The sequence below is a fragment of the Oscillatoria nigro-viridis PCC 7112 genome (assembly GCF_000317475.1).
Lineage (GTDB): Bacteria > Cyanobacteriota > Cyanobacteriia > Cyanobacteriales > Microcoleaceae > Microcoleus > Microcoleus nigroviridis.
In genome coordinates, this window is sequence record NC_019729.1 from 3,526,877 (window position 1) to 3,547,315 (window position 20,439).

A 20,439-nucleotide genomic window follows, 5' to 3' on the forward strand; every position below is an offset into this window, starting at 1 on the left:
ACTCAAGTTGCTAGTAATGGGGAATTGGGAATTGGCCCGCGCAGGGAATTGGGCATGGGGAACAAATAACAAATAACAAATAATATCATGTCCGGTGGCATCGGAATTATGCTGTGCGCTCGTCTTCGCTCGTTCGCTGTGGACGCACGCACGCGACATCATCCAAATATATTATTCCGATGCAACCAGAAACGATATAACTAATAACAAATCACCAATAACCAATAATCAACAACCAATAATATTAATGAAGGGAAACTTGCCAGCCTTTTTCGGCTTTTTTAAGCTGGAGGGAAGCGCAGGATTGCAAAACTTTAGTAAATTTCCTACCGAGATTAAAATCTTTAATTATTTGGGTAATTTGTTTGCCGTATTGTCGGTGAAATTCGCTGCCTACATTGGAGAGAAATACAGAATTTTCAGGAGAGTTGCCTGTTAAGTCGCCTACGATTTTGACAAGAGCTCTTTCCAAGTCTTCCAGAGAATTAATTTCTGTCAAACTTGCAGGTGCTGCCTGGTGGTTATTCAGAATTTCTTGGCTAAGTATTGGCGGTGGGGGCGATAATCTCACTTCAAAAAGAGTGACATAAGTTTGAGAAACTTCGGAGGGTTTGTGAAGGACAAAATCGGTGGGATATTTGAGAAAGATATCCCTGGTTTTAGTACCTAGCAAATGATGGGCAACAACTTGATTGAGGACTAAGCCGTAATTTTCCCTAAATAAAGCTGAAACAGTAGAAACTTTTATCCACTGAGTTGAGGTGCGTTTTTGCTCTTTTTTGATTAATTCTTTTAGTTGGATAACTAATTGTTCTAGGGGTGTAATTTCCGGTGTGGTTACAAGGGAATGGGTTTCCACTTGTCCGGTTTTGCTGTTTAAAACTATGATTTTATCTATTTGTTTGCGGACTTGAAATACGGTTAATCCGTGGGCTTGCAGTGTGTTGCTGAGGTGAGTGAGGGCGCGATCGGAAGAACAGACAAAAATCTCTTTGGCTGTGGGATAATGTACGAAAATCGATGCGCCGACTGTAGCCATTTTTAAGTCGGCGCTGTCTTTGCCGGGGGGGACGTGAATTAGTTGATAGCCGCGCTGGTGAAATTCGGCATCTTTTTTGCCCATGCTGCGCCAGTTGGCAAAGGCAACTTTGATTTGGATGGGATAGTGGCAAATTCCCTCTAGGAATTTTTCGGTTTCGATGGTGAGTTGCAAGTTTTCGACATCTAGCAGCAAGATAGCAATGCCGAGAGGAAGCGGGGCTGGTTGATTGGCTGTTGGAGTTGGAGGTTCTGACGAAACTGATTTTTCTGATTTAGCTGGTGCTGTTTGAGATTTGGCTAGCTGCTGAATTTGGGCACATAATTTGCTGAATTGAGGTGAATTAACGAACTCTGGAATCAGCAGAATTTGTAGGTATTTTTTCGCAGTCAGCAGCAAGGAATCTGTATCGCTGGCTACGCTGAAACTTTTTGTCAATTTTCCAATCAAAAGTGACTGAAAATCAGGTTTGGCCCAGGGGGTTTTCCTGTATTTTTCAGTTATCCATTCGGGATGCTGTTGCTGAATGGTAATTAGGGTTTGAGTGATATAGCGACTGATGGCGCTGAATGCGGGAGATTCTTGAGTCGCCAGCAAGGGGGTTCGATCGGGCATGGCCCTCTACAATGCGGAATGCTGTTTCAATTTATCACAATTCTAGTTTTTCGCCGGGAGTCGGACGATCGCCCGCCAAATTAAACCGGTGGCAATTAATGCCAATCCTGTCAGCCAAATTTCCCTCTCCACCCAGAAAGCCAGAAACAGACAATTCCCCAAACCCACCCAAGCCAACCACTGCGGATAAAGCCTTTCGGCGGGGGAAAGTTGCAGCGCGGCGAGGTTGGTGATAGCGTAGTAAATCAAAACGCTAAAAGCGCTAAATGACCAAGTGGTTTTGACATCGCCGACGAGGATTAAAAGTGCGATCGTAACTTCGACAACCACAACAGCCATGTAGGGAGTTGTCCCCTCTGGATTCAGGCGCGCCAAGACTCTCGGCATATCCCGACGCCGCCCCATCGCCAGCCAGATGCGCGACAGCCCTAAAATTAAGTTCAGCAAGACTCCCAACATAGCGGTAATGGCGCCGGCGGCTAGCAGTTGAGAAACTCCCGGAATTCGGAAACTGCGGGCGATGACTTCCAAAGGTGCAGTCGTACCGCCTATTTGTAACGACAATTTATCTGGTTCCCCCGCGCCGGCGACAACTACTGCTACCCCGACGTAAAGCAGCATTGTCAGCACCAAAGTGAAAATTATGGCTTTGGGAATGGTTTCCCTCGGTTCCCGCACTTCCTCGCTCATTGTGGTGATGCGGGCGTAACCGCTATAAGCGACAAACATCAGGGCGGTGGCCTGGAAGATGGAGCCGATCGAGCTATGATTCTGTAGCGCGGTCATTTCCCACCTTACCTCTGGCAAACCGACAGCAACAAACACCGCTAAGGATAAAAGTGTAACTGAGACTATGGCAGTATTGGCAATATTCGATCGCCTAATTCCCGTCAATACAATGAAAGTGAGGGTGGCGAGGGCGACTAAAGCTGTTAGGATCAGGTAAGTGCGATCGGCTACACCAACTGCATTTAAAAAATACCCCGCAAAACCCAAAGCAGCAGTAGCCGCAGAAGCCGTTTTCGCTAACAAAAACATCCAGCCGGCAGTGAAACCCAGCCAAGGATTGAGATATTTGTAGCCATATTCATAAGTACCACCGCTAACAGGATGATTTGCTGCTAATTGAGCGCTGTTAAGGCCATTGCACACAGCAACAAAAGCCGCAATACCTACAGCCAAAATCACTCCCGGCCCAGCAACTTCCGCAGCAATGCCGATACTCACAAATACTCCGGTACCGACGATTGATCCCAGGCCCATGAGAGTAGCGCCGAAAATACCCAACTCTCGCTTCAGCAGTTTTGAAGACATAAATATAGCAGGCAAGATGCCAGATCCACAAAAATATTTGTCTGTTGTGGAACAGGCCGGAAAGCCTGTTCTGAAGACATAACTATAGCAGGCTTTCCGGGCTGCACAAAAATATTTGTCTGTTGTGGAACAGGCCGGAAAGCCTGTTCTGAAGACATAACTATAGCAGGCTTTCCGGGCTGATATTTGTCTGTTGTGGAACAGGCCGGAAAGCCTGTTCTGAAGACATAACTATAGCAGGCTTTCCGGGCTGCACAAAAATATTTGTCTGTTGTGGAACAGGCCCGAAAGCCTGTTCTGAAAGAGGTTCAAGATGTAAATTAACCGAAACGGCCTTGAATGTAATCCCTCGTACTCGAATTGCTTGCAGAAGTAAAAATCCGACTTGTCGGCCCAAATTCAACCAGGTGGCCGATGCGACTTTCGTCAGTATTAAAAAATGCCGTGTAATCAGAAACACGAGCAGCCTGCTGCATATTGTGCGTCACAATCACAACAGTTAACTGCTGCCGCAGACTCTGAAATAACTCCTCAATCTTCATCGTGGAAATCGGATCTAAAGCAGAACAAGGTTCATCCATTAGCAAAATTTTCGGCTTCACAGCCAAAGCGCGAGCAATACAAAGTCGCTGCTGCTGTCCCCCCGAAATCCCCTGAGCCGATTTCTTCAAATCGTCTTTGACTTCATTCCAAAGCGCCGCACTTTGGAGTGCAGATTCCACAATTTCATCTAATTCTGCTTTGCTTTTGCGACCAAAAATCCTCACCCCATAAGCAATATTATCGTAGATGCTAAGCGGAAAAGGATTGGGTCTTTGAAACACCATCCCAATTTGACGGCGCAAACTATTAATGTTTACTTTCTGGCTGTAAATATCCTGTCCAAAAAACTCTACTCTTCCTTTAATTTGAACCTTTCCCTCCAATTCACCAATCCGGTTGAGAGCTTTGAGAAAGGTAGATTTGCCGCAACCTGAAGGGCCAATAATCGCCGTAATTTGCGGGTGAGGGATATTCATCGATAAATTTTCTAAGACTTTGTGAGTTCCGTAATAAAAACTCAAGTCCTGAATCCGCAGTGCTGGCATTGCATTGGGGTCAATTTCCGGGGTGGCATCTTCTAGGAATTGATCTGTATAATTTTCGGATTTCAAGTTAGCTTGAGGTTTCATTATTTACCTGGTTAGAGTGTTAATATTTGACGAATAGATGCACTTGAGTTATGGGTTTATCGGTTTTGTAAGCGTTTCTGAGTTACTGTACGGGATGCGACGCTAGCAATTAAAACCATACCCAAAAGGACAGAGGCAGCAGTCCACGCCAATTCGTTCTGCTCTTTGTAAGGAGAGCTGGCGTAGCTATATATTAATACTGACATAGAAGGAGTCGGAGTCAGCAGTGTGTCGGGAATTTCTTGGAGTTTTGAGATAGTTTCTGCACCTATAGGAGACTGCATTATCTCGCCCAACTTATCAACTAAAGGAGGCCAAAATTGACTCGACAACGCCGTTACAATCAGCGGCGCGGTTTCACCTGCGGCCCGGGAAGCAGCGAGTAAAATACCTGTGGTAATAGTTGGAAGTGCTGAGGGTATGATAATGCGAAACATAGTTTGAAAGCGTCCGCCTCCCAAACCAGCAGAAGCGAGGCGGTAAGAAGTAGGCACTAATTTTAATGCTTGTTCTGTTGTCAGAGCAACCACTGGAAGCATGATGATGCCGAGGGCAAAACCGCCTGCTAAGGATGAAAATGCTTTGGTGGTAACGACAATTAGGGCGTAGGAAAAGACGCCAATTACGATCGAGGGAACGCTGCTGAGAATGACGGTGATAAAGCGAATACTATTGGCTATCGCTTTGTTTTCTCTACCAAACTCAGACAAAAATATTCCCGTCATTACGCCTATGGGTACGCTGATTAATGTCGCAATTCCTACCATTAAACTTGTGCCAATAATCGCATTTGCAAAGCCGTTGGGCTGGTCTTCAACTCCGACGGGTGCTGGTAGAGACACTAGCACTTCCCAGCTCAAATGTGTGAGTCCTTCCCCCAGAATTTTGTATAAAATAGCAAACAAAGGGAGCAGGGCGAGAGCTGTCAGAGCGAAAGCGAGAGCTGTCATTCCCCGGCTGAAAAGAGTTCGGCTTAGCGACAGGGGGTTGTTGATTTCTGCATCCAGAATGCTGTCTAATTTTTGGGCTTGAGTCATGGGATTTTAGATGTTAGATTTGAGATTGAACCAGGGGATAAATCTAGCAGCGTGGCTTGTGACCAAATTGCTTTCGATGATGTTAAGGATCGCGAATTAAATAATTTACACAAGTCTGTGGGTTTGGCTCTTATAGCCCGCCCTTTCTGGACGGGTTCATGGGCCCATCCCACAAGAACCATCACGCATTGTAAGTTATTTAATTCTCATTCCTAAGTTTTAGCTCCCTTGGCGCCAATTAGCTGAACTAACAATACTGCGATCGCATTTACCAACAAAGTGATCGCAAATAAAATTAAGGCTAAATACATCAAAGCGCCGATGTGCAGCGGTTCGAGAGCTTCCCGAAATTGACTTGCCAAAACAGCAGGAATTGAGTAGCTGGGAGCGAGCAAGGATGTGTTAATTTGAATCGAGTTGCCAATTACCATTGTGACTGCCATTGTTTCGCCTAATGCGCGTCCCAATGCTAATATGGTGGCGCCGATAATCCCTGAACTAGCTGCTGGTAATAACAGCTTGAATATTGTTTCCCAGCGGGTGGCGCCAAGGGACATGGAAGCACTTCGCAAATCTACTGGAACAGATAGCAATACATCGCGGCTGATGGCGGCTACTGTTGGCAAAATCATAATTGATAACAGTATTCCAGCCGGGAGCATTCCGGGGCCTAAAGGTTCGCTGCTGAATAGGGGAAACCAACTGAAATTATCGAACAATGACTGCTGCAATGGCAACAAAAAGGGAATCAAAACAAAGATTCCCCACAGCCCAACTATCACGCTGGGAATGGCCGAAATTAATTCAACCATGAATCCCAAGGGCGATCGCACCCAAACGGGTAAGAAGTTCTCGCTAGTAACTATAGCTACTGACAGCCCTAAAGGAAGTGCGATGATTATGCCGATCGCAGAACTAATTACAGTACCGTAAATAAACGGCAAAGCCCCAAACTGCAACTCGCCGATATCCCACTTGGGATTCCACAAGAATGAGACTCCAAAATGGCTAATAGCTGGCCAAGCATCTTTAAAAATTACCGCACTTATCCAAAACAGCGTACCCGCTGTCGCTAGGGCAAAACCCCATACAAATATTGTAAATCCTGACTCCATCCATAGACCTTCACCCGTAGTATCTGTCAAATCTAATTCTGTATTTATTTCTGCAGGTTGTCGAGTCTGTTTTTTTTGTTTTTTTGAAAGATTGATCATAGCCGAGTTATTGCGTAAACAGCGAAATATTCGATCGAAAGACCAGCTTGTAGGGTACGCATTTATCCTGCTATCCGGCAGCAGCATCATCTCGTCTTCCCATAGTCCGGCGGGGGGTTAAACCCCCACCTCAAAGCTCAATTCCTCTCAAGATAACTGTTGGAATTCCCCAAAATAAATCTGGTAAAAACCCACTTTATGGATAGTCTATAATTACCAGTTATCCTTCGCGAGGACTTGAGGACTTTCGGTATAAGGTAGAGATTTAAATCTGTGCCGAACTTGTTACCTAAGTCATTATTATTAGTCCTCATAGCGAGGACTTTCGCTATGAGGCAGGGATTTAAATCCCTGCCGGACTGCGGGAAAAGCACAGATTTATTGGGACTCATACATCAGGAATATTGCTATACAAAATATGAGTTTTGAGCCATACATTTAACTCAAAATCCATAACTCTGAAAAGCCCAAATTAACCTCTAGCAACCACAGTCTGATTAACTGTTTGAACCACCTTTTGAGCTGTAGCTGAAGGAATCTGAGTAAACTCTAGCTGTTTGTTGATACCTTGACCTGTAGTCATCACCCAATTAACCATCTTTTTAATAGCCTCTGCTTTCGCAGCAGGATACTGTTTGTAGATTAACAGCCAAGTCAAACCAACAATCGGATAACCGTCGTTAGGATTTCCTTCTACTAAGCGGAAATCTGCGGGGAATGTTTCCCCTGCTAAAGCTTTCTCTGCTTCAGCCAAGCTAGGATCTACAAATCGGCCAGCTTTATTTTGAATAAACGCTGTTTGGAGATTGTTTTGCCGAGCATAAGTATCTTGAACGTAGCCGATCGCACCCGCTGTATTTTTCACCAAAGCAGCTACGCCGGGGTTTCCTGGACCCCTGACAGCGGTGTCTGGCCACTTCGGCTGAGCGGCAGCTTTGATGGTGCTACCAGTTGCCTGCAAGTGGTTAGAAAAAATAAAGGTAGTACCGCTGCTGTCTGCCCGCACAGCTACTCGAATTGGAGTATTGGGCAAGTTTTTAGCTTGTCCAGAAATTCCCGCTATTTTAGGATCGTTCCAGCGAGTAATTTTGCCTTCAAAGATGCCGTTCATGGCATCCTTATTTAGCCTCAGATTCGTCACTCCGGGCAAGTTGTAGACAACTGCAACAGCGCCGCCAGCAGTCGGAACCGCCATGACGCCGCGCTTTACTTCGGCTATTTGTTCAGCAGTCATCAGCGCGTCGCTGCCTGCGAAATCAACAGTGCCTGCAATTAATGCTTTGATACCAGCACCGCTGCCAGTTCCTTCGTAGTTTACAGTAATTTGATTTGCACTTCTCATCTGAGAGAAGTAGCGATCGTAAAGAGGTTTAGGGAAAGTTGCTCCCGAACCATTTAGTGTTACCGCAGCTACAGCAGAACTAATCAAAGTCAGCGAAAATGCTGCTGCTGCTAATGCCACTATAAAACTACGTCGCCAACGTCCTGTGAAAAAATTCATATTCCTCCTCTCCCTTAATAGCCGACTTGGCAAATCTACGACCTAGGATAGACTGAAATCGGCAACGAAAGGGATATAAAAGAATAAGCTTGTTTTAAATTTTGGTTAATAACAGATTAAATAATAAAAGAATAAGCTTGTCTTAAATTTTGGTTAATAACAGATTAAATTTTTAGGTACAAGACTCGAAAACCTGATTTATTAAACACATCAACGAGCTGACAGTGCGATCGCCACTTGATAAGTCTTACCATTTTTTTTAACTTTAAAAGTTTGGCATGACTGCAAAAAGTCAATCACATTGCTGCCCAAATTCAGCGATTGCAGTTTTTTAGTAATTGGTTGATTGTATAACTTATTAAACTCGCTAGCTACCTGGTTAATCGGAATATAACTACCGGGAGAGCGAGCAGTTAATCCTCTGATAATTTTGACTAGAGATGCTTCCAGGGCAGCAGAGGAATGAGTTGTTGAAGTGGAGGAATTTTTGGCGATCGCCACTTGATGTTCCTGACCGATTAATTGTACTTGAAAAACGCCCGATTCCGACTGCAAATATTTGATTAAACTGGATTTGTTACCCAGAAAATTTTTCACAACTAAATCAGCATGAGATTGATACTTTGCCAAAAAATCTTTCTTAATTTTGACCACAGAAATAGAATCCTCTTTTAACTCAATTTTTGCATTTTCAATTATTTCTACAAGTATAGTTTTAAAAACATCCAGCGACTCAATAGCATTTGAATTGAGACCAGGTATTATTTCGGGAAAATTTGGCTCCGCAACATTTTGATTGACAGCAAAGGTCGCCAAAGAAGCTTCAAGCACCGGGGTAACTTCGTTTTGTGCTGACTCCGCCAGTGCTGCTGGCGAAATTGTAGAAGAGAAAACAACAGTCTGGCGCTCTTTAAAAAGCTCAGCCACACTAGAAAAACGAGCGATTCGCTCCTCAATAGATTTGTGTTCAGCCTTCAACAACTCTGCAACTTGACTAGCCAATTCTTCAAAACTAGGGATTTCCTCTTCCCTTTCGCAAGAATAGTGATTGCTCTCACCATTCTGACAGTTTTCTACAGACAAAACCGAATTTTTCCGGCGCACCCGAAACACAGTCACTCCCTGATTTTGCAACTGATTGCAAAGATGATTTAACAAACCATCCGAAGAACAGACAAAAACTTGTCGCACATCCCGATATCGATATAAAATAGCAGCGCCAAAGGCAATCATCTTACCATCAGCACTATTAGCACCGCCCGGAACGTGAATTAATTCATAACCGCGATCGTAAAGTTCAGCATCCAACTTGCCGATACTCGGGTTTTTCCAGTTAGCAAAAGCAATTTTAACTTGCAGGGGATAGTCGCACAAACTGGCTAAAAATTGTTCTGTATTAACCTTAAGTTTCAGATTTTCTGCATCCAACAGCAAAATCGCAATCCCGCCGGACTCTTGGGTGGTTGCAGACTCGATTCCTTGCGGGATAGCTTCGTTTAACCGTGTTTCGGTGCATTTGGGACTTAAAGACTGCGGATCTGCGGGCTCAAAAAATTGTTTGCGGCAAGCTTTGCAAAGATACCGCTGGTGACCGTTGGGACAGCCGTTTTTACGAACTTGGTCAGATTCGCATCGAGGACATTTCATGTAACTATTATTGCAGCCTCCTCCCTCAGCGGTAAAAAATTACCTATCTTCTTTTTTGTCTTCCTTAGCGCGCTTCGCGTCTTCGCGGTTCATTAAATAGATATCCCTTGAGCAGTTCAGAAGCCCCATAATAGTAAAAGAAACTTAACATTTATTTAAACACAATGGCTAGAGACTTGCGGGGATTCCTCAAACTACTCGAAGAACGAGGACAACTGCGCCGGATTAGCGCCTTAGTCGATTCCGACCTCGAAATTGCCGAAATTTCCAACCAAATGCTGCAAAAAGGCGGCCCTGGACTGCTGTTTGAAAATGTCAAAGGCGCCGAATTCCCCGTCGCCATCAACCTGTTGGGTACGGAAGAGCGCGTTTGCTGGGCGATGAACATGGAAAAGCCTCACGAACTAGAAGAGCTCGGCAAAAAACTGGGAATGCTGCAACAGCCAAAACCGCCGAAAAAGATTTCCCAAGCGATAGAATTCGGCAAAGTGCTGTTCGACGTAGTGAAAGCCAAACCGGGCCGCGACTTTTTCCCAGCTTGTCAGCAAGTGGTAATTGAGGGAGAAGGGCTGGATTTGAACAAAATCCCGATGATTCGCCCTTATCCGGGAGATGCGGGCAAAATTATCACCCTGGGTTTGGTAATTACCAAAGATTGCGAAACGGGCACGCCGAATGTGGGGGTTTATCGGTTGCAGTTGCAGTCAAAAAACACGATGACTGTACATTGGTTATCGGTGCGGGGCGGCGCGCGGCACTTGCGGAAAGCGGCGCAGGCTGGTAAAAAGTTGGAAGTTGCGATCGCCCTGGGAGTCGATCCTTTAATCATCCTCGCCGCCGCAACGCCAATTCCTGTAGATTTATCGGAATGGTTATTTGCGGGACTTTACGGCGGTTCCGGCGTGCAATTGGCCAAGTGCAAAACCGTAGATTTGGAAGTACCGGCGGACTCGGAAATTGTGTTAGAAGGAACGATTACCCCCGGTGAAGTTCTGCCCGACGGGCCCTTCGGCGATCACATGGGTTATTACGGCGGCGTGGAAGATTCGCCGCTGGTGCGATTCCACTGCATGACGCACCGGAAAGACCCGATTTATCTGACCACATTTAGCGGGCGGCCGCCGAAAGAAGAAGCAATGATGGCGATCGCGCTTAACCGCATTTATACCCCTATTTTGCGGCAGCAAGTATCGGAAATTGTCGATTTCTTCTTACCGATGGAAGCGCTTAGTTATAAAGCGGCAATTATCTCGATTGATAAAGCCTATCCCGGTCAAGCGCGCCGGGCTGCTTTAGCATTTTGGAGTGCATTACCGCAGTTTACTTACACTAAGTTTGTGATTGTTGTCGATAAAAGTATCAACATTCGCGACCCGCGTCAAGTAGTTTGGGCAATTAGTTCTAAAGTCGATCCGGTTCGCGATGTATTTATTCTGCCGAACACGCCTTTCGATACGTTAGATTTTGCCAGTGAAAAACTCGGTTTGGGAGGCAGAATGGGGATTGATGCTACTACGAAGATGCCGCCGGAAACCGATCACGAATGGGGGGAAGTTTTGGAGTCCGATCCGGATGTGGCGGCGATGGTAGAAAGGCGTTGGGCTGAGTACGGTTTGGCCGATTTGAATTTGGGACAAGTCGATCCGAATTTATTTGGATATGAGATGAAGTAGGGGAATCAACCGTAAAATCTGAGATATCGCACATCCTCCATCGACCTGTAGGGGCGGGTTCACCAATCATTTACGACGCAGATAGACAATCTCAAATACCCGCCCCCACCCAACGAAAAATCGCAAATTCCCTCTTTTTAATGCGATCGGGATTTACGCACTCCGACAAAGAAACCGGGTTTTTATCGAGTCTTTGCACTGTAACGCGTCTTCTCAGAAAAAACCCGGTTTCGGGGTTCCTATGCGTAAGTTATATTATATTCTAAAGTTTGTGCCACAATTGAGGAACGAACGATTAATCCCACTGACGAACAAGCCCAAGCCTGTCTGCGCGTCTGCCAGATGTTCTCTAGCTACTACCGAGATATTCAACTATTCCGTTTTAACGCTCAAACCACAGAAGTATATATTTTCGTAAGTGATGAGCTGCAAGTAATCGTATCTAGTAATGGACTTTGGAGGTTTTTGGATGAAACCGAACTTTGATGAAATGAGCAGATCCGAATTAAAAGCTTACGTGCTATCGCATCGGCATGATGATGAAGCGATTCGGATATTTTTTGGTCGCCGCAATCCCCCGGATTCAAAAGCTACATGGTACGGGCCGATGTGTACTCCTGAAGGTGTACCCATTGCAGAAAATATTCGCATCGCTGAGGAAGCAATTAAGAAAAGAGTTGAAATCGATCGCGCTAAACAAAAACAACGGGAACAATCACAGGAGGAGAATTTACGCCAGAAATTAGAACAAGAAATTGAGGAAAAACTTAGAGCAAAAATCGAATTAGAAGTAGAAGCAAAGTTGCAGCAAAAATTAGAACGAGAAATTGAGGAATTGATAGGCGCGATCGCCAAATTTTTAGTATCAACTAGCGGGTTTTCATCAAGACTGGCAGGGTCGATCGCACTTTTGGCAATTCGTGCCGGAATTGAAGGTTTTGGGGATTTTTAGAATGGGCGATCGAATTGAGTGCGATCGGGATTTACGCACTCCGAAAAAGAAACCGGGTTTTTACCGAGTCTTCGCGCTGTAACGCATATTCTCAAAAAAACAATGAAAGTTAGTGAAATAATTTTAAATCAAATTAATTTGTTAGGCACTAAAGTAGAGGTTGTAGGATATCTTATCCTTTACGGCGATCTGGGGTTTTTGTCAACAGATTTTGCAAATATTTTATCTAGTCAAAACCATCGTGAATCAATACTTATTGAGCAACCAATAAAATTGAAGGAACAACTACTAAAGAAAGTACCACCATATATTGGTGGGCCACCCTATGAAGATTTTGTCACGATTATCGGCACTTTATGTGAGTCTCATCAAGAGCCATTTCCAATTGCTTTGACACACATTAATTTACTTATTTTAAAAATAAAAGAAGGCAAAAATATTTACCATATAGAGATGCCTTAACATCAGGAATAGCTTCCCCATCAATTAGTTAATACCCATTTTTGACTGAGAACACAAATAGCTGAGCGATTTAAATTACCGAGTGACTTAAATTGCTTGGAAGTACAGTAGCAGCTATATTATGTGATGTTAATCCTCCGGGTGCGGATCTGCTTCATATTTGATAAAACTTGCAGATCGCCCGTGGGCGACGCACCTTACACGGGCGATCTCACAAGATTGTGTGTACCACATATAGCAATCCTAAGTGATTTTCTAGATATGGAAAATCTGAAAGTCTTGCTATACAAGAAGTCTAGGAAGACAAGATGGCGTTGTGTTGTGAGACTCAGATCGGATTGCTATATACATGGAATATGCTGTATCTTGCATTTGTTGCCCGATTCCGGCTCTTGTTTCAACAAGAGCCTCAAAGCGAAAGTCCACTGAATTGGACTGAAGAAATGATTGATTAAAAATTTTAAAAAAAGGATTGAAGCGGAAACCGATCGCCTTTTCAGTCGTCTTTAGACGACTTGAGCTTTGAGGCGGGGGTTTCAACCCCCGACGGACTGTGACAAGAAGTGCAAAAACTAAATCACAAATCAGTTTACCCTTCCAAAACCTCAACCAAATCTTCGATCATCAAATCGAAGACAGCAGCAAGTTTCTGCAAAGCCGTATAGTCCACCGTTGCCATTTTTGGAGCTTGGGCGTATTTTTTAACTGTGCTGTAGGGAATTCCCGTTCTGTCAGAGACTTCTTTGAGCGTCCAACCCTTTTCCTCAGCGAGTTATCGAACCCGCAACCGAATTAGCCCCATCTTCCCGCCGATAAATCAGTTTACTGTTCCAGAATTTCAACTAAATCCTCGATTGCAATATCGAACGCACGGGCCATCTTGTCCAAAGCTGTGTAATCTACAGTTGCCATGCCTGGAGAATTGGCATAGGTAACGATCGTGGTATATGGAATACCTGTTCTTTTGGAGACTTCTGTCAGATTCCAACCCTTATCTCGAGCAAATTCTCGAACTCGCAGCCTAATTCGTCCCATATTCCCAACGATAAATCAGCCTACTCTTCCAAAATCTCAACCAAATCTTCGATCGCAATATCAAACACGCGAGCCATTTTGTTTAAAGCTGTGTAATCTACCGTTGCCAGCTTGGGAGAATGGGCATAGCTTCTAACCGTACTGTAAGGAATGCCCGATCGCTCAGAAACTTCTTTCAATGTCCAACCCTTCTCTTCGGCTAGTTCTCGAACCCGCAATCGAATTAGACCCATCTTCCCGCTGACAAATCAGTTCAATGTTCCAAAACCTCAACCAAATCTTCGATCATCAAATCGAAGACAGCAGCAAGTTTCTGCAAAGCCGTGTAGTCTACTGTTGCCAGTTTAGGAGCTTGGGCGTATTTTTTAACCGTGCTGTAAGGAATTCCCGTTCTGTCCGAGACTTCTTTGAGCGTCCAACCCTTCTCCTCAGCGAGTTCTCGAACTCGCAATCGAATTAATCCCATTTATGCTTGACAGCAGCTATGCTCATATCTTTTAATAAAGATAGTTAACAGCGATCGCCCTCGGACCTGAGAAATCTAGAGCGATCGCCTTTCATTCACCACCCACAAAAGTGGGAAGGATTTTCCTATGATACCAAAACAATCGACATATCGCGATCGACTTCAACCTTGGCATCTAATTCGCCACCTCCCCAACTGTCAGCGGTTAACAGTCGCCCGTTTCGCCCGCCGCCCCGATGCTGAATCTTACCTAAATGCACTGCGCCGTTTAATGCCCGCAGTCCCGCATACAATTGTGTTCGTAAATGCGGTCTCTGTGTTAAATGAAAACAGCGTTCCAATTCAAACACAATTGCCGATCGAAGTTTAATTGTTGAAAAGTACGCGCGTGCGGATCTATCCCGTAGGGAATCGCGCTTCCAAAAATAGGAATTATTCTATTTTACCGGAAGTGCGATCGGCCCTAAATTCCCCAAAAAAATGTTGCTAAACTATAAATAGACTTGAGTCAAGGAGTCACATCAATGCCATCTCCCTTTCCCGGTATGGACCCGTATTTAGAGCATCCCGAACTCTGGCCTGCCCTGCATCACTTGTTAATTAGTGAAATTTTTAGATTTTTGTCTCCCCAACTGCGTCCTAAGTATTTAGTCTCGTTGGAAGTGAGAATCTATGAAACCGCTGATGATGATTTGTCAATTGGCATTCCTGACGTAAACGTAATCCAGCCACAAACTGCAACTGAATTAATAACATCAAACGTAGCCGTTGCAGCGCCACCAACACAACCCTTGACAGTAAATATTCCCATGCCATACCAGGTTCGGGAAGGCTATTTAGAAATTAGAGAAAGAGGAAACCAAGCACTAATCACCCTGATAGAAATCCTCTCGCCTAGCAATAAGCGCACAGGAAAAGGACGACAAATGTACGAAGAAAAGCGAGAAGAAATTTTAGGTAGCCGCACTCATTTAATTGAAATAGATTTATTGCGGCGCGGTCGAAAAATGCCAGTTATTGGCAATAATGTTGAAAGTCACTATAGCGTTTTGGTGTGTCGGGGAAATCGCCGTCCCAGAGCAGATTTGTACGCTTTTAACGTGCAAAACGCGATGCCTGCCTTTCCTCTGCCGCTGCGATCGGGCGATACCGAACCTGTAATCAATTTGCAGGAATTATTCACTCAAATTTACGACATAGCAAGTTACGACCTCAAGATAGATTATCGCAACTGGGAAGTCATACCACCGCTGTCAGAAGCCGATACAATTTGGGCAGATGCTTGGTTGCGCGATCGGGGATTGCGAGATTGATTTGGCGTGCAGCCATTCTCTTAGTCTGCGGAGGCAGACTTCGTTTTTGTAGAAGCGATTTCAATCGCCGAATGACTTAATTCAAGCATTGCTTAACAGCTAAACATCTTGGCTTTGCATCAACCGCTGCTTCAAACGCGCCGGATCTCCCCGATCGACAACTTGGCCCTTTTCCAACAAAAAAGCCCCATCACAATAATTCAACTCATCCAAACGGTGAGTCACCCACAAAGCCGTAATCCCGCGATTTTTCACCAACCGCTGCACCGCCGCCACCAAATCCAACTGAGAATCAGGATCTAACAAAGCCGTCGGTTCATCCAACAGCAGAATTTCGCAGTGACGGGCGATCGCCCCAGCAAGGGCAATTCGCTGCTTTTGGCCCCCACTCAAAGCATAAATCGGCCGCCGCTGCAAATCCAGCAAATTCACAGCCTCCAAAGCCTCCGCCACCCTCGCCCGCACCTGAATGTTAGAAAGCTTTTCCTCCACCAGACCAAAAGCCACATCCGCACCCACCGTCGGCATCACCAATTGGTGGTCGGGATTTTGGAACACAAAACCCACCCGCCCACTCAGGCTAATTTCCCCCGACTGGGGGTGCAGCAGCCCAGCCATCAGCCTCAGCAGCGTAGATTTGCCGCTGCCGTTAGTGCCCAAAAGCATCCAAAATTCGCCCTTGGGTACATCCAGAGAGCAACCTTGCAACACTCGATCGCCCGACGGCCAGCAAAAACCCAAATCCCGCACAGCAACGGCTGGCTGACTCATATCGCCACCAACACCCCCAGCCCTCATTCTGCTGTCATCGAAACAAAGCCAGGGGATCTGCCTGTAGATGACGCCCCCGATTTCTGAGAAACCACCACCCCAGAAATCTCGCTGCTGAGTACAGCCACCTTTTTCTCAGGATTTTTCTCGCAGGTGAGTTCCAAAATTTGCGGTTGGGAGTTGCGAACCGCCGCCAGTACCTCCTGGTAAACAGTCTCAGCGTCCTCCTCCAACTTCCGCTGCACCGACAGCGAGACGGGCGTATTCTTCACAATGATGTCAATGCTGAACATATAGTCTTAAAAACCTAAGTTTGGAGCTCTATCCTCAGTATATATATAGGACTTACCCACGGAAACCCAGTTTCTTAGAAAAATCAGAGGTTGAGGCCGATATATCTACCCAGCCACCCGGGTTCTGACGCACAGCCCAAAGACTCCTCTACAGTAGAAGTGCCCAAATGCAGGGCAAAGAATTCGGGGGCTTCGAGGGCTTCGGGGACTTCGGGGACTTCCGACAAGTCAATAGCCGGAAGTTTTTCAAGAAAAACTTGCTCTTGTAAAGAATTACCTCTATAATCGTCAATACGGTAAAGAAAAGTAAACTCTCTTCATAATCCCACTCGTTTTCTGCTAAGCAGAGGCAACGGTTGGAGATTGATGATTTAGAGACCGATCCGCTGTAATTATATCTATTTGGAGATTTGCGTAAATGACAATCGCAGTCGGACGCGCCCAGACCGAAAGAGGCATCTTTGATGTACTCGACGACTGGCTCAAACGCGATCGCTTCGTCTTCGTAGGCTGGTCTGGCATCCTGCTATTCCCCTGCGCCTACCTAGCCATCGGTGGCTGGTTAACAGGCACCACCTTCGTCACATCCTGGTACACCCACGGTTTGGCAAGTTCCTACCTCGAAGGAGCCAACTTCCTCACCGTAGCAGTGTCCACCCCAGCCAACAGCCTCGGACACTCCCTGCTGTTCCTGTGGGGCCCCGAAGCACAGTGGGACTTCACCCGCTGGTTCCAACTCGGCGGGCTGTGGACCTTCGTCGCCCTCCACGGCGCCTTCGCACTGATCGGCTTTTGCCTGCGTCAGATTGAAATCGCCCGTTTGGTAGGCATCCGTCCCTACAACGCCCTAGCATTCACCGGCCCCATCGCCGTGTTTGTGTCGGTGTTCCTGCTTTACCCCTTGGGTCAATCAGGCTGGTTCTTCGCCCCCAGTTTCGGCGTCGCAGCAATTTTCCGCTTTTTGTTATTCCTGCAAGGCTTCCACAACTGGACCCTCAACCCGTTCCACATGATGGGCGTTGCAGGCATCTTGGGCGGCGCGCTGCTGTGCGCCATCCACGGTGCAACCGTAGAAAACACCTTGTTTGAAGACGGCGACGGTGCTAACACCTTCCGCGCCTTCAACCCAACTCAGTCAGAAGAAACCTACTCGATGGTGACAGCCAACCGCTTTTGGTCGCAAATCTTCGGAATTGCCTTCTCCAACAAACGCTGGTTGCACTTCTTCATGCTGTTCGTACCTGTCACAGGCTTGTGGATGAGCTCCATTGGCATCGTCGGTTTAGCATTAAACCTGCGCGCCTATGACTTCGTATCACAAGAATTGCGCGCTGCTGAAGATCCTGAGTTTGAAACGTTCTACACTAAGAACATTCTGCTTAACGAAGGCATTCGTGCTTGGATGGCTCCGACAGACCAACCCCACGAAAACTTCATCTTCCCTGAAGAAGTTCTGCCTCGCGGTAACGCTCTGTAATCAGCGCGCAATATCAAAATTTCCAACATTTTAAAAGGGTAAGATAAAGCAGTTTAGGCTTTACCCTTAATGCTTAAAAAGCTCCTGCCTGGTGGCGGGAGCTTTTTGTTTCCAGGATTCGATCGAATTAGCGCCCTCAAAAAAGTTGATTTTGTACAAAAACCAACTCTGCCGGTAGCTAGAACAACTTGTGTCTTTATATCTGGTGAACTCTCCTATCTGGCAATAAATCGAGCGGTCTTTCCCCGCCACCAGAGATGGACTAAATTGCCAAAAAGTTTACAAAAGTGGGTCATACTTAACTTGACTGATTAACATTCTGGGCGGTATAATTACATCAACTCCTAAAAAACGCTTAATTATCTGGGAAAATAAACCGAGCGTGCAAGTCAAAACTTACCAGCCTGTTACAAGGTCGAACCGAAGTCCGCGTTTCGTTAAATTGGTTGAAAATAGTGGATGACTCATGGCTAAAAGCTTAAACTAAGATTAATTAAATTAGGGCGTTCCTCCACCCAATTAACGCTTGTAGACTAGAATGAGCCGACTCCCGGGGATGAAACTCCGAAGCTGACCCTTCAGAAGTAATTGAGATTGAATGGTGAGACTTAATTGACACTCTCCTGGCTAAAGCCGAGGAGATTCTTGATTCGCAGAATCGACTTGCCGGTGCAGAATTACTTCAACATCGGTAGCGGTCAATTCTCCACAAGCGTTCGGATCTAAGATCCAAGTTCCGACGTGCCCCGCGTACTCAATCCCCGACTCAGGATATTTTTAGCTGCGTTCCAGTCACGATCTAATACGCATCCACACCGACAAGCGTGGGTTCGCGTTGAGAGACTTTTCTTAACAATTGTTCCGCAACTAGAGCATTCTTGACTTGTTCCGTTAGCTGGTACGGCAATCGTAATTCTTCCGAATACTTTGCCAAAATATTCCAGCCAAATTCGGAACATATACCAAGAAGCGTCGTTAATCGATTTTGCCAGACAGTGATTCTTCACCATATTTTTAATCCTCAAATCTTCGTAGACTACACAGTCGTTAGACTGGATGACGCATCTTGCCAACTTCACGGCAAAATCTTTACGCTGTCTGCTGATTTTGAGGTGGCGCTTCCCTAGAATCGCTCTAGCTTTTTTCCGGTTTTGCGAACCCTTGACTCGTTTTGAAACTCGTTTTTGGGATTTCTTCAACCTGCGTTCTCCCTGGCGGAGGAAACGCGGGTTATCAACTGCAACGCCATTTGAGTCAGTGTAAAACTCTTTAAGTCCTACATCTAACCCGATGGTGTTACCCGTGATTTCAATCTTTTCAGAACGGTCAACTTGAATGCAAAACTGGACATAATATCCGTCTGCCCGTCTCACCAAACGTACTCGTTTGATTTGACTGCGCTGAGAGAAATGTAAGTCGCGCGTTCCTTTTAACTTGAGCTTTCCGATTCCTTGCTTGTCGGTAAAAGTGATTGATTTCCGGTCGTCTGCCAGACGCCAGCCCGTAGTTTTGTACTCGACGGAGCGGTTGTGTTTCTGGAATTGCGGGAATCCTTTTTTTCCTGGGACTTTCTTTTTACAGTTGTCGTAGAATCGGGAGATTGCCGACCACGCTCTTTCTGAGCTCGATTGTCGAGCCATGCTATTCAATTCGTCGCAAAACGGAAATTCCTTAGCTAAAACAGCGCTATACTTGTTCAATGCGTATTTATCAACTTTTTCGTTTTCCATCCAAAACCGCAGTGCTTTGTTTCGGATGAACTGCACTGTTCTAATTGCTTCGTCTACAGCGTCAAATTGCTGTTTTTTCCCGTATGCTTTGAACTCAAAAACTAACATGACTTCGACCTCATCACGATAGTCTTATGCTACCAGAGTCGGCTTAATATCCCTCTAGTTGTTCACAAAGATTTACATGGTTTTACTTGACAGCGCCATCCTGAGAGTTCAGAAAATAGACTGGGAGGCTAAAGCCTCCTTGTCCCTTTCATCCCCGGACTAAAGTCGCGGGGTTTTCAGGGTATTATTTATAATGTTTTAGCCAAGTTTTGTGTAGCAGTTGCAATGCACCTGATAAGCGCACAGCCCGGATTCTGAAGAACACATGGGCAAATAGCTGAAACGCCGATCGCCCGCTTGCTGTAGAGATCGATCGAAGACCTGGCAGCAGCAGTAATTTGCCCTCATCTTACAAAAATCTCAATTTGCATCCCCCACTTCTAATTCCTTGTGTTATTCTAATAATTGTGAATACTAGAATGATACTCAGAACGCAAGTTCTTCTGGTAACGCTGGCAATGGCTAGCGCACAAATCATCACCTTAAATCTTGTATTTAGGTGATGTGCGTTCCAATATTAAGCCATTTAGCTAAACCTGGAGGTGATGCCCATGATAGAAAGTAGTAAACGCATGGGTCATCAGATTGGAAACTACCGGCTGTGCGCCGGGGCCGCTCAC

20 protein-coding genes and 3 pseudogenes are annotated in these 20,439 nt (G+C 45.6%); 7 read left to right on the forward strand and 16 right to left on the reverse strand.

Annotation, left to right across the window (positions count from 1 at the left end; translation table 11 throughout):
• Positions 1–244: 244 nt before the first annotated feature.
• From OSC7112_RS14945 to OSC7112_RS41000, 8 genes and pseudogenes are all read right to left on the reverse strand, one after another.
• Positions 245–1,654, reverse strand: a complete 1,410-nt coding sequence (locus OSC7112_RS14945; protein ID WP_015176685.1) for a PIN domain-containing protein — start codon at positions 1,652–1,654, stop codon at positions 245–247.
• A 42-nt stretch (positions 1,655–1,696) separates the two neighbouring features.
• Positions 1,697–2,968, reverse strand: a complete 1,272-nt coding sequence (locus tag OSC7112_RS14950) for an APC family permease (protein ID WP_015176686.1) — start codon at positions 2,966–2,968, stop codon at positions 1,697–1,699.
• 320 nt (positions 2,969–3,288) lie between these two features.
• Positions 3,289–4,140 carry a phosphate ABC transporter ATP-binding protein PstB gene (gene pstB / locus OSC7112_RS14955; RefSeq protein WP_015176687.1) on the reverse strand — a complete coding sequence of 284 codons (852 nt, stop codon included), beginning with the start codon at positions 4,138–4,140 and terminating at the stop codon, positions 3,289–3,291.
• A 56-nt stretch (positions 4,141–4,196) separates the two neighbouring features.
• Positions 4,197–5,177 (reverse strand): phosphate ABC transporter permease PstA, encoded by a 981-nt coding sequence (pstA, locus tag OSC7112_RS14960; protein WP_015176688.1) that lies wholly within the window; start codon positions 5,175–5,177, stop codon positions 4,197–4,199.
• Positions 5,178–5,389: 212 nt separating this feature from the next.
• Complete coding sequence (pstC, locus tag OSC7112_RS14965) at positions 5,390–6,391, reverse strand: phosphate ABC transporter permease subunit PstC (protein WP_015176689.1); 1,002 nt, start codon at positions 6,389–6,391, stop codon at positions 5,390–5,392.
• A gap of 472 nt (positions 6,392–6,863) precedes the next feature.
• Positions 6,864–7,892: a phosphate ABC transporter substrate-binding protein PstS gene (gene pstS, locus OSC7112_RS14975; protein ID WP_015176690.1), complete on the reverse strand. Its 1,029-nt coding sequence runs from the start codon at positions 7,890–7,892 to the stop codon at positions 6,864–6,866.
• 210 nt (positions 7,893–8,102) lie between these two features.
• Positions 8,103–9,326 (reverse strand): NYN domain-containing protein, encoded by a 1,224-nt coding sequence (locus tag OSC7112_RS14980; RefSeq protein WP_223300880.1) that lies wholly within the window; start codon positions 9,324–9,326, stop codon positions 8,103–8,105.
• Between the two features lie 111 nt (positions 9,327–9,437).
• Positions 9,438–9,533: pseudogene (locus OSC7112_RS41000) on the reverse strand (IS1/IS1595 family N-terminal zinc-binding domain-containing protein); the annotation flags it as partial.
• A gap of 170 nt (positions 9,534–9,703) precedes the next feature.
• Here OSC7112_RS41000 and OSC7112_RS14985 point away from each other — a divergent pair.
• The 4 genes from OSC7112_RS14985 (at position 9,704) to OSC7112_RS14995 (ending at position 12,626) form a co-directional block, all read left to right on the forward strand.
• A complete protein-coding gene (locus OSC7112_RS14985) occupies positions 9,704–11,212 on the forward strand; it encodes a UbiD family decarboxylase (RefSeq protein WP_015176692.1) in 1,509 nt (502 codons plus the stop codon).
• A gap of 294 nt (positions 11,213–11,506) precedes the next feature.
• Positions 11,507–11,698, forward strand: coding sequence for a DUF6888 family protein (locus OSC7112_RS42385; protein ID WP_397319573.1), 192 nt, complete (start codon positions 11,507–11,509; stop codon positions 11,696–11,698).
• A complete protein-coding gene (locus OSC7112_RS41005) occupies positions 11,682–12,164 on the forward strand; it encodes a DUF6887 family protein (RefSeq protein ID WP_015176693.1) in 483 nt (160 codons plus the stop codon). Before OSC7112_RS42385 ends, OSC7112_RS41005 begins: the two co-directional genes overlap by 17 nt.
• A 102-nt stretch (positions 12,165–12,266) precedes the next feature.
• On the forward strand, positions 12,267–12,626 hold the full coding sequence (locus tag OSC7112_RS14995) for a hypothetical protein (RefSeq protein WP_015176694.1): 360 nt from the start codon (positions 12,267–12,269) through the stop codon (positions 12,624–12,626).
• A 589-nt stretch (positions 12,627–13,215) separates the two neighbouring features.
• On the opposite strand, the pseudogene OSC7112_RS15000 reads toward OSC7112_RS14995, so the two are convergent.
• From OSC7112_RS15000 to OSC7112_RS15015, 4 genes and pseudogenes are all read right to left on the reverse strand, one after another.
• Positions 13,216–13,383, reverse strand: a pseudogene (locus OSC7112_RS15000) (helix-turn-helix domain-containing protein); the annotation flags it as partial.
• Positions 13,384–13,448: 65 nt separating this feature from the next.
• Entirely contained in the window at positions 13,449–13,661 is a 213-nt protein-coding gene (locus tag OSC7112_RS15005) for a helix-turn-helix domain-containing protein (protein WP_015176697.1), read from the reverse strand.
• A gap of 20 nt (positions 13,662–13,681) precedes the next feature.
• On the reverse strand, positions 13,682–13,894 hold the full coding sequence (locus OSC7112_RS15010; RefSeq protein WP_006635455.1) for a helix-turn-helix domain-containing protein: 213 nt from the start codon (positions 13,892–13,894) through the stop codon (positions 13,682–13,684).
• Positions 13,895–13,914: 20 nt separating this feature from the next.
• Positions 13,915–14,127 (reverse strand): helix-turn-helix domain-containing protein, encoded by a 213-nt coding sequence (locus OSC7112_RS15015; protein ID WP_015176698.1) that lies wholly within the window; start codon positions 14,125–14,127, stop codon positions 13,915–13,917.
• Between the two features lie 127 nt (positions 14,128–14,254).
• On the opposite strand from OSC7112_RS15015, the gene OSC7112_RS35700 reads away from it, so the two are divergent.
• Together OSC7112_RS35700 and OSC7112_RS15025 are read left to right on the forward strand one after the other, a co-directional pair.
• A complete protein-coding gene (locus OSC7112_RS35700; protein WP_015176699.1) occupies positions 14,255–14,497 on the forward strand; it encodes a hypothetical protein in 243 nt (80 codons plus the stop codon).
• Positions 14,498–14,651: 154 nt separating this feature from the next.
• Complete coding sequence (locus tag OSC7112_RS15025; RefSeq protein WP_015176700.1) at positions 14,652–15,440, forward strand: DUF4058 family protein; 789 nt, start codon at positions 14,652–14,654, stop codon at positions 15,438–15,440.
• Between the two features lie 99 nt (positions 15,441–15,539).
• Here the strand turns inward: OSC7112_RS15025 and OSC7112_RS15030 are convergent, their stop codons facing one another.
• The 3 genes from OSC7112_RS15030 to OSC7112_RS39770 form a co-directional block, all read right to left on the reverse strand.
• Positions 15,540–16,238 (reverse strand): energy-coupling factor ABC transporter ATP-binding protein, encoded by a 699-nt coding sequence (locus OSC7112_RS15030; RefSeq protein WP_015176701.1) that lies wholly within the window; start codon positions 16,236–16,238, stop codon positions 15,540–15,542.
• Positions 16,235–16,504, reverse strand: coding sequence for a UPF0367 protein family (locus OSC7112_RS15035; RefSeq protein WP_015176702.1), 270 nt, complete (start codon positions 16,502–16,504; stop codon positions 16,235–16,237). Before OSC7112_RS15035 ends, OSC7112_RS15030 begins: the two co-directional genes overlap by 4 nt.
• 83 nt (positions 16,505–16,587) lie before the next feature.
• Complete coding sequence (locus OSC7112_RS39770; protein WP_190274403.1) at positions 16,588–16,731, reverse strand: hypothetical protein; 144 nt, start codon at positions 16,729–16,731, stop codon at positions 16,588–16,590.
• Positions 16,732–16,922: 191 nt separating this feature from the next.
• On the opposite strand from OSC7112_RS39770, the gene psbD reads away from it, so the two are divergent.
• The gene (gene psbD, locus OSC7112_RS15040) at positions 16,923–17,981 is read left to right on the forward strand and encodes a photosystem II reaction center subunit D2 (protein ID WP_015175175.1); all 1,059 of its coding nucleotides are present in this window, start codon (positions 16,923–16,925) and stop codon (positions 17,979–17,981) included.
• 627 nt (positions 17,982–18,608) lie between these two features.
• Here psbD and OSC7112_RS15050 read toward each other — a convergent pair.
• Positions 18,609–19,819 (reverse strand): annotated as a pseudogene (locus OSC7112_RS15050) (RNA-guided endonuclease InsQ/TnpB family protein).
• Positions 19,820–20,439: the final 620 nt, after the last annotated feature.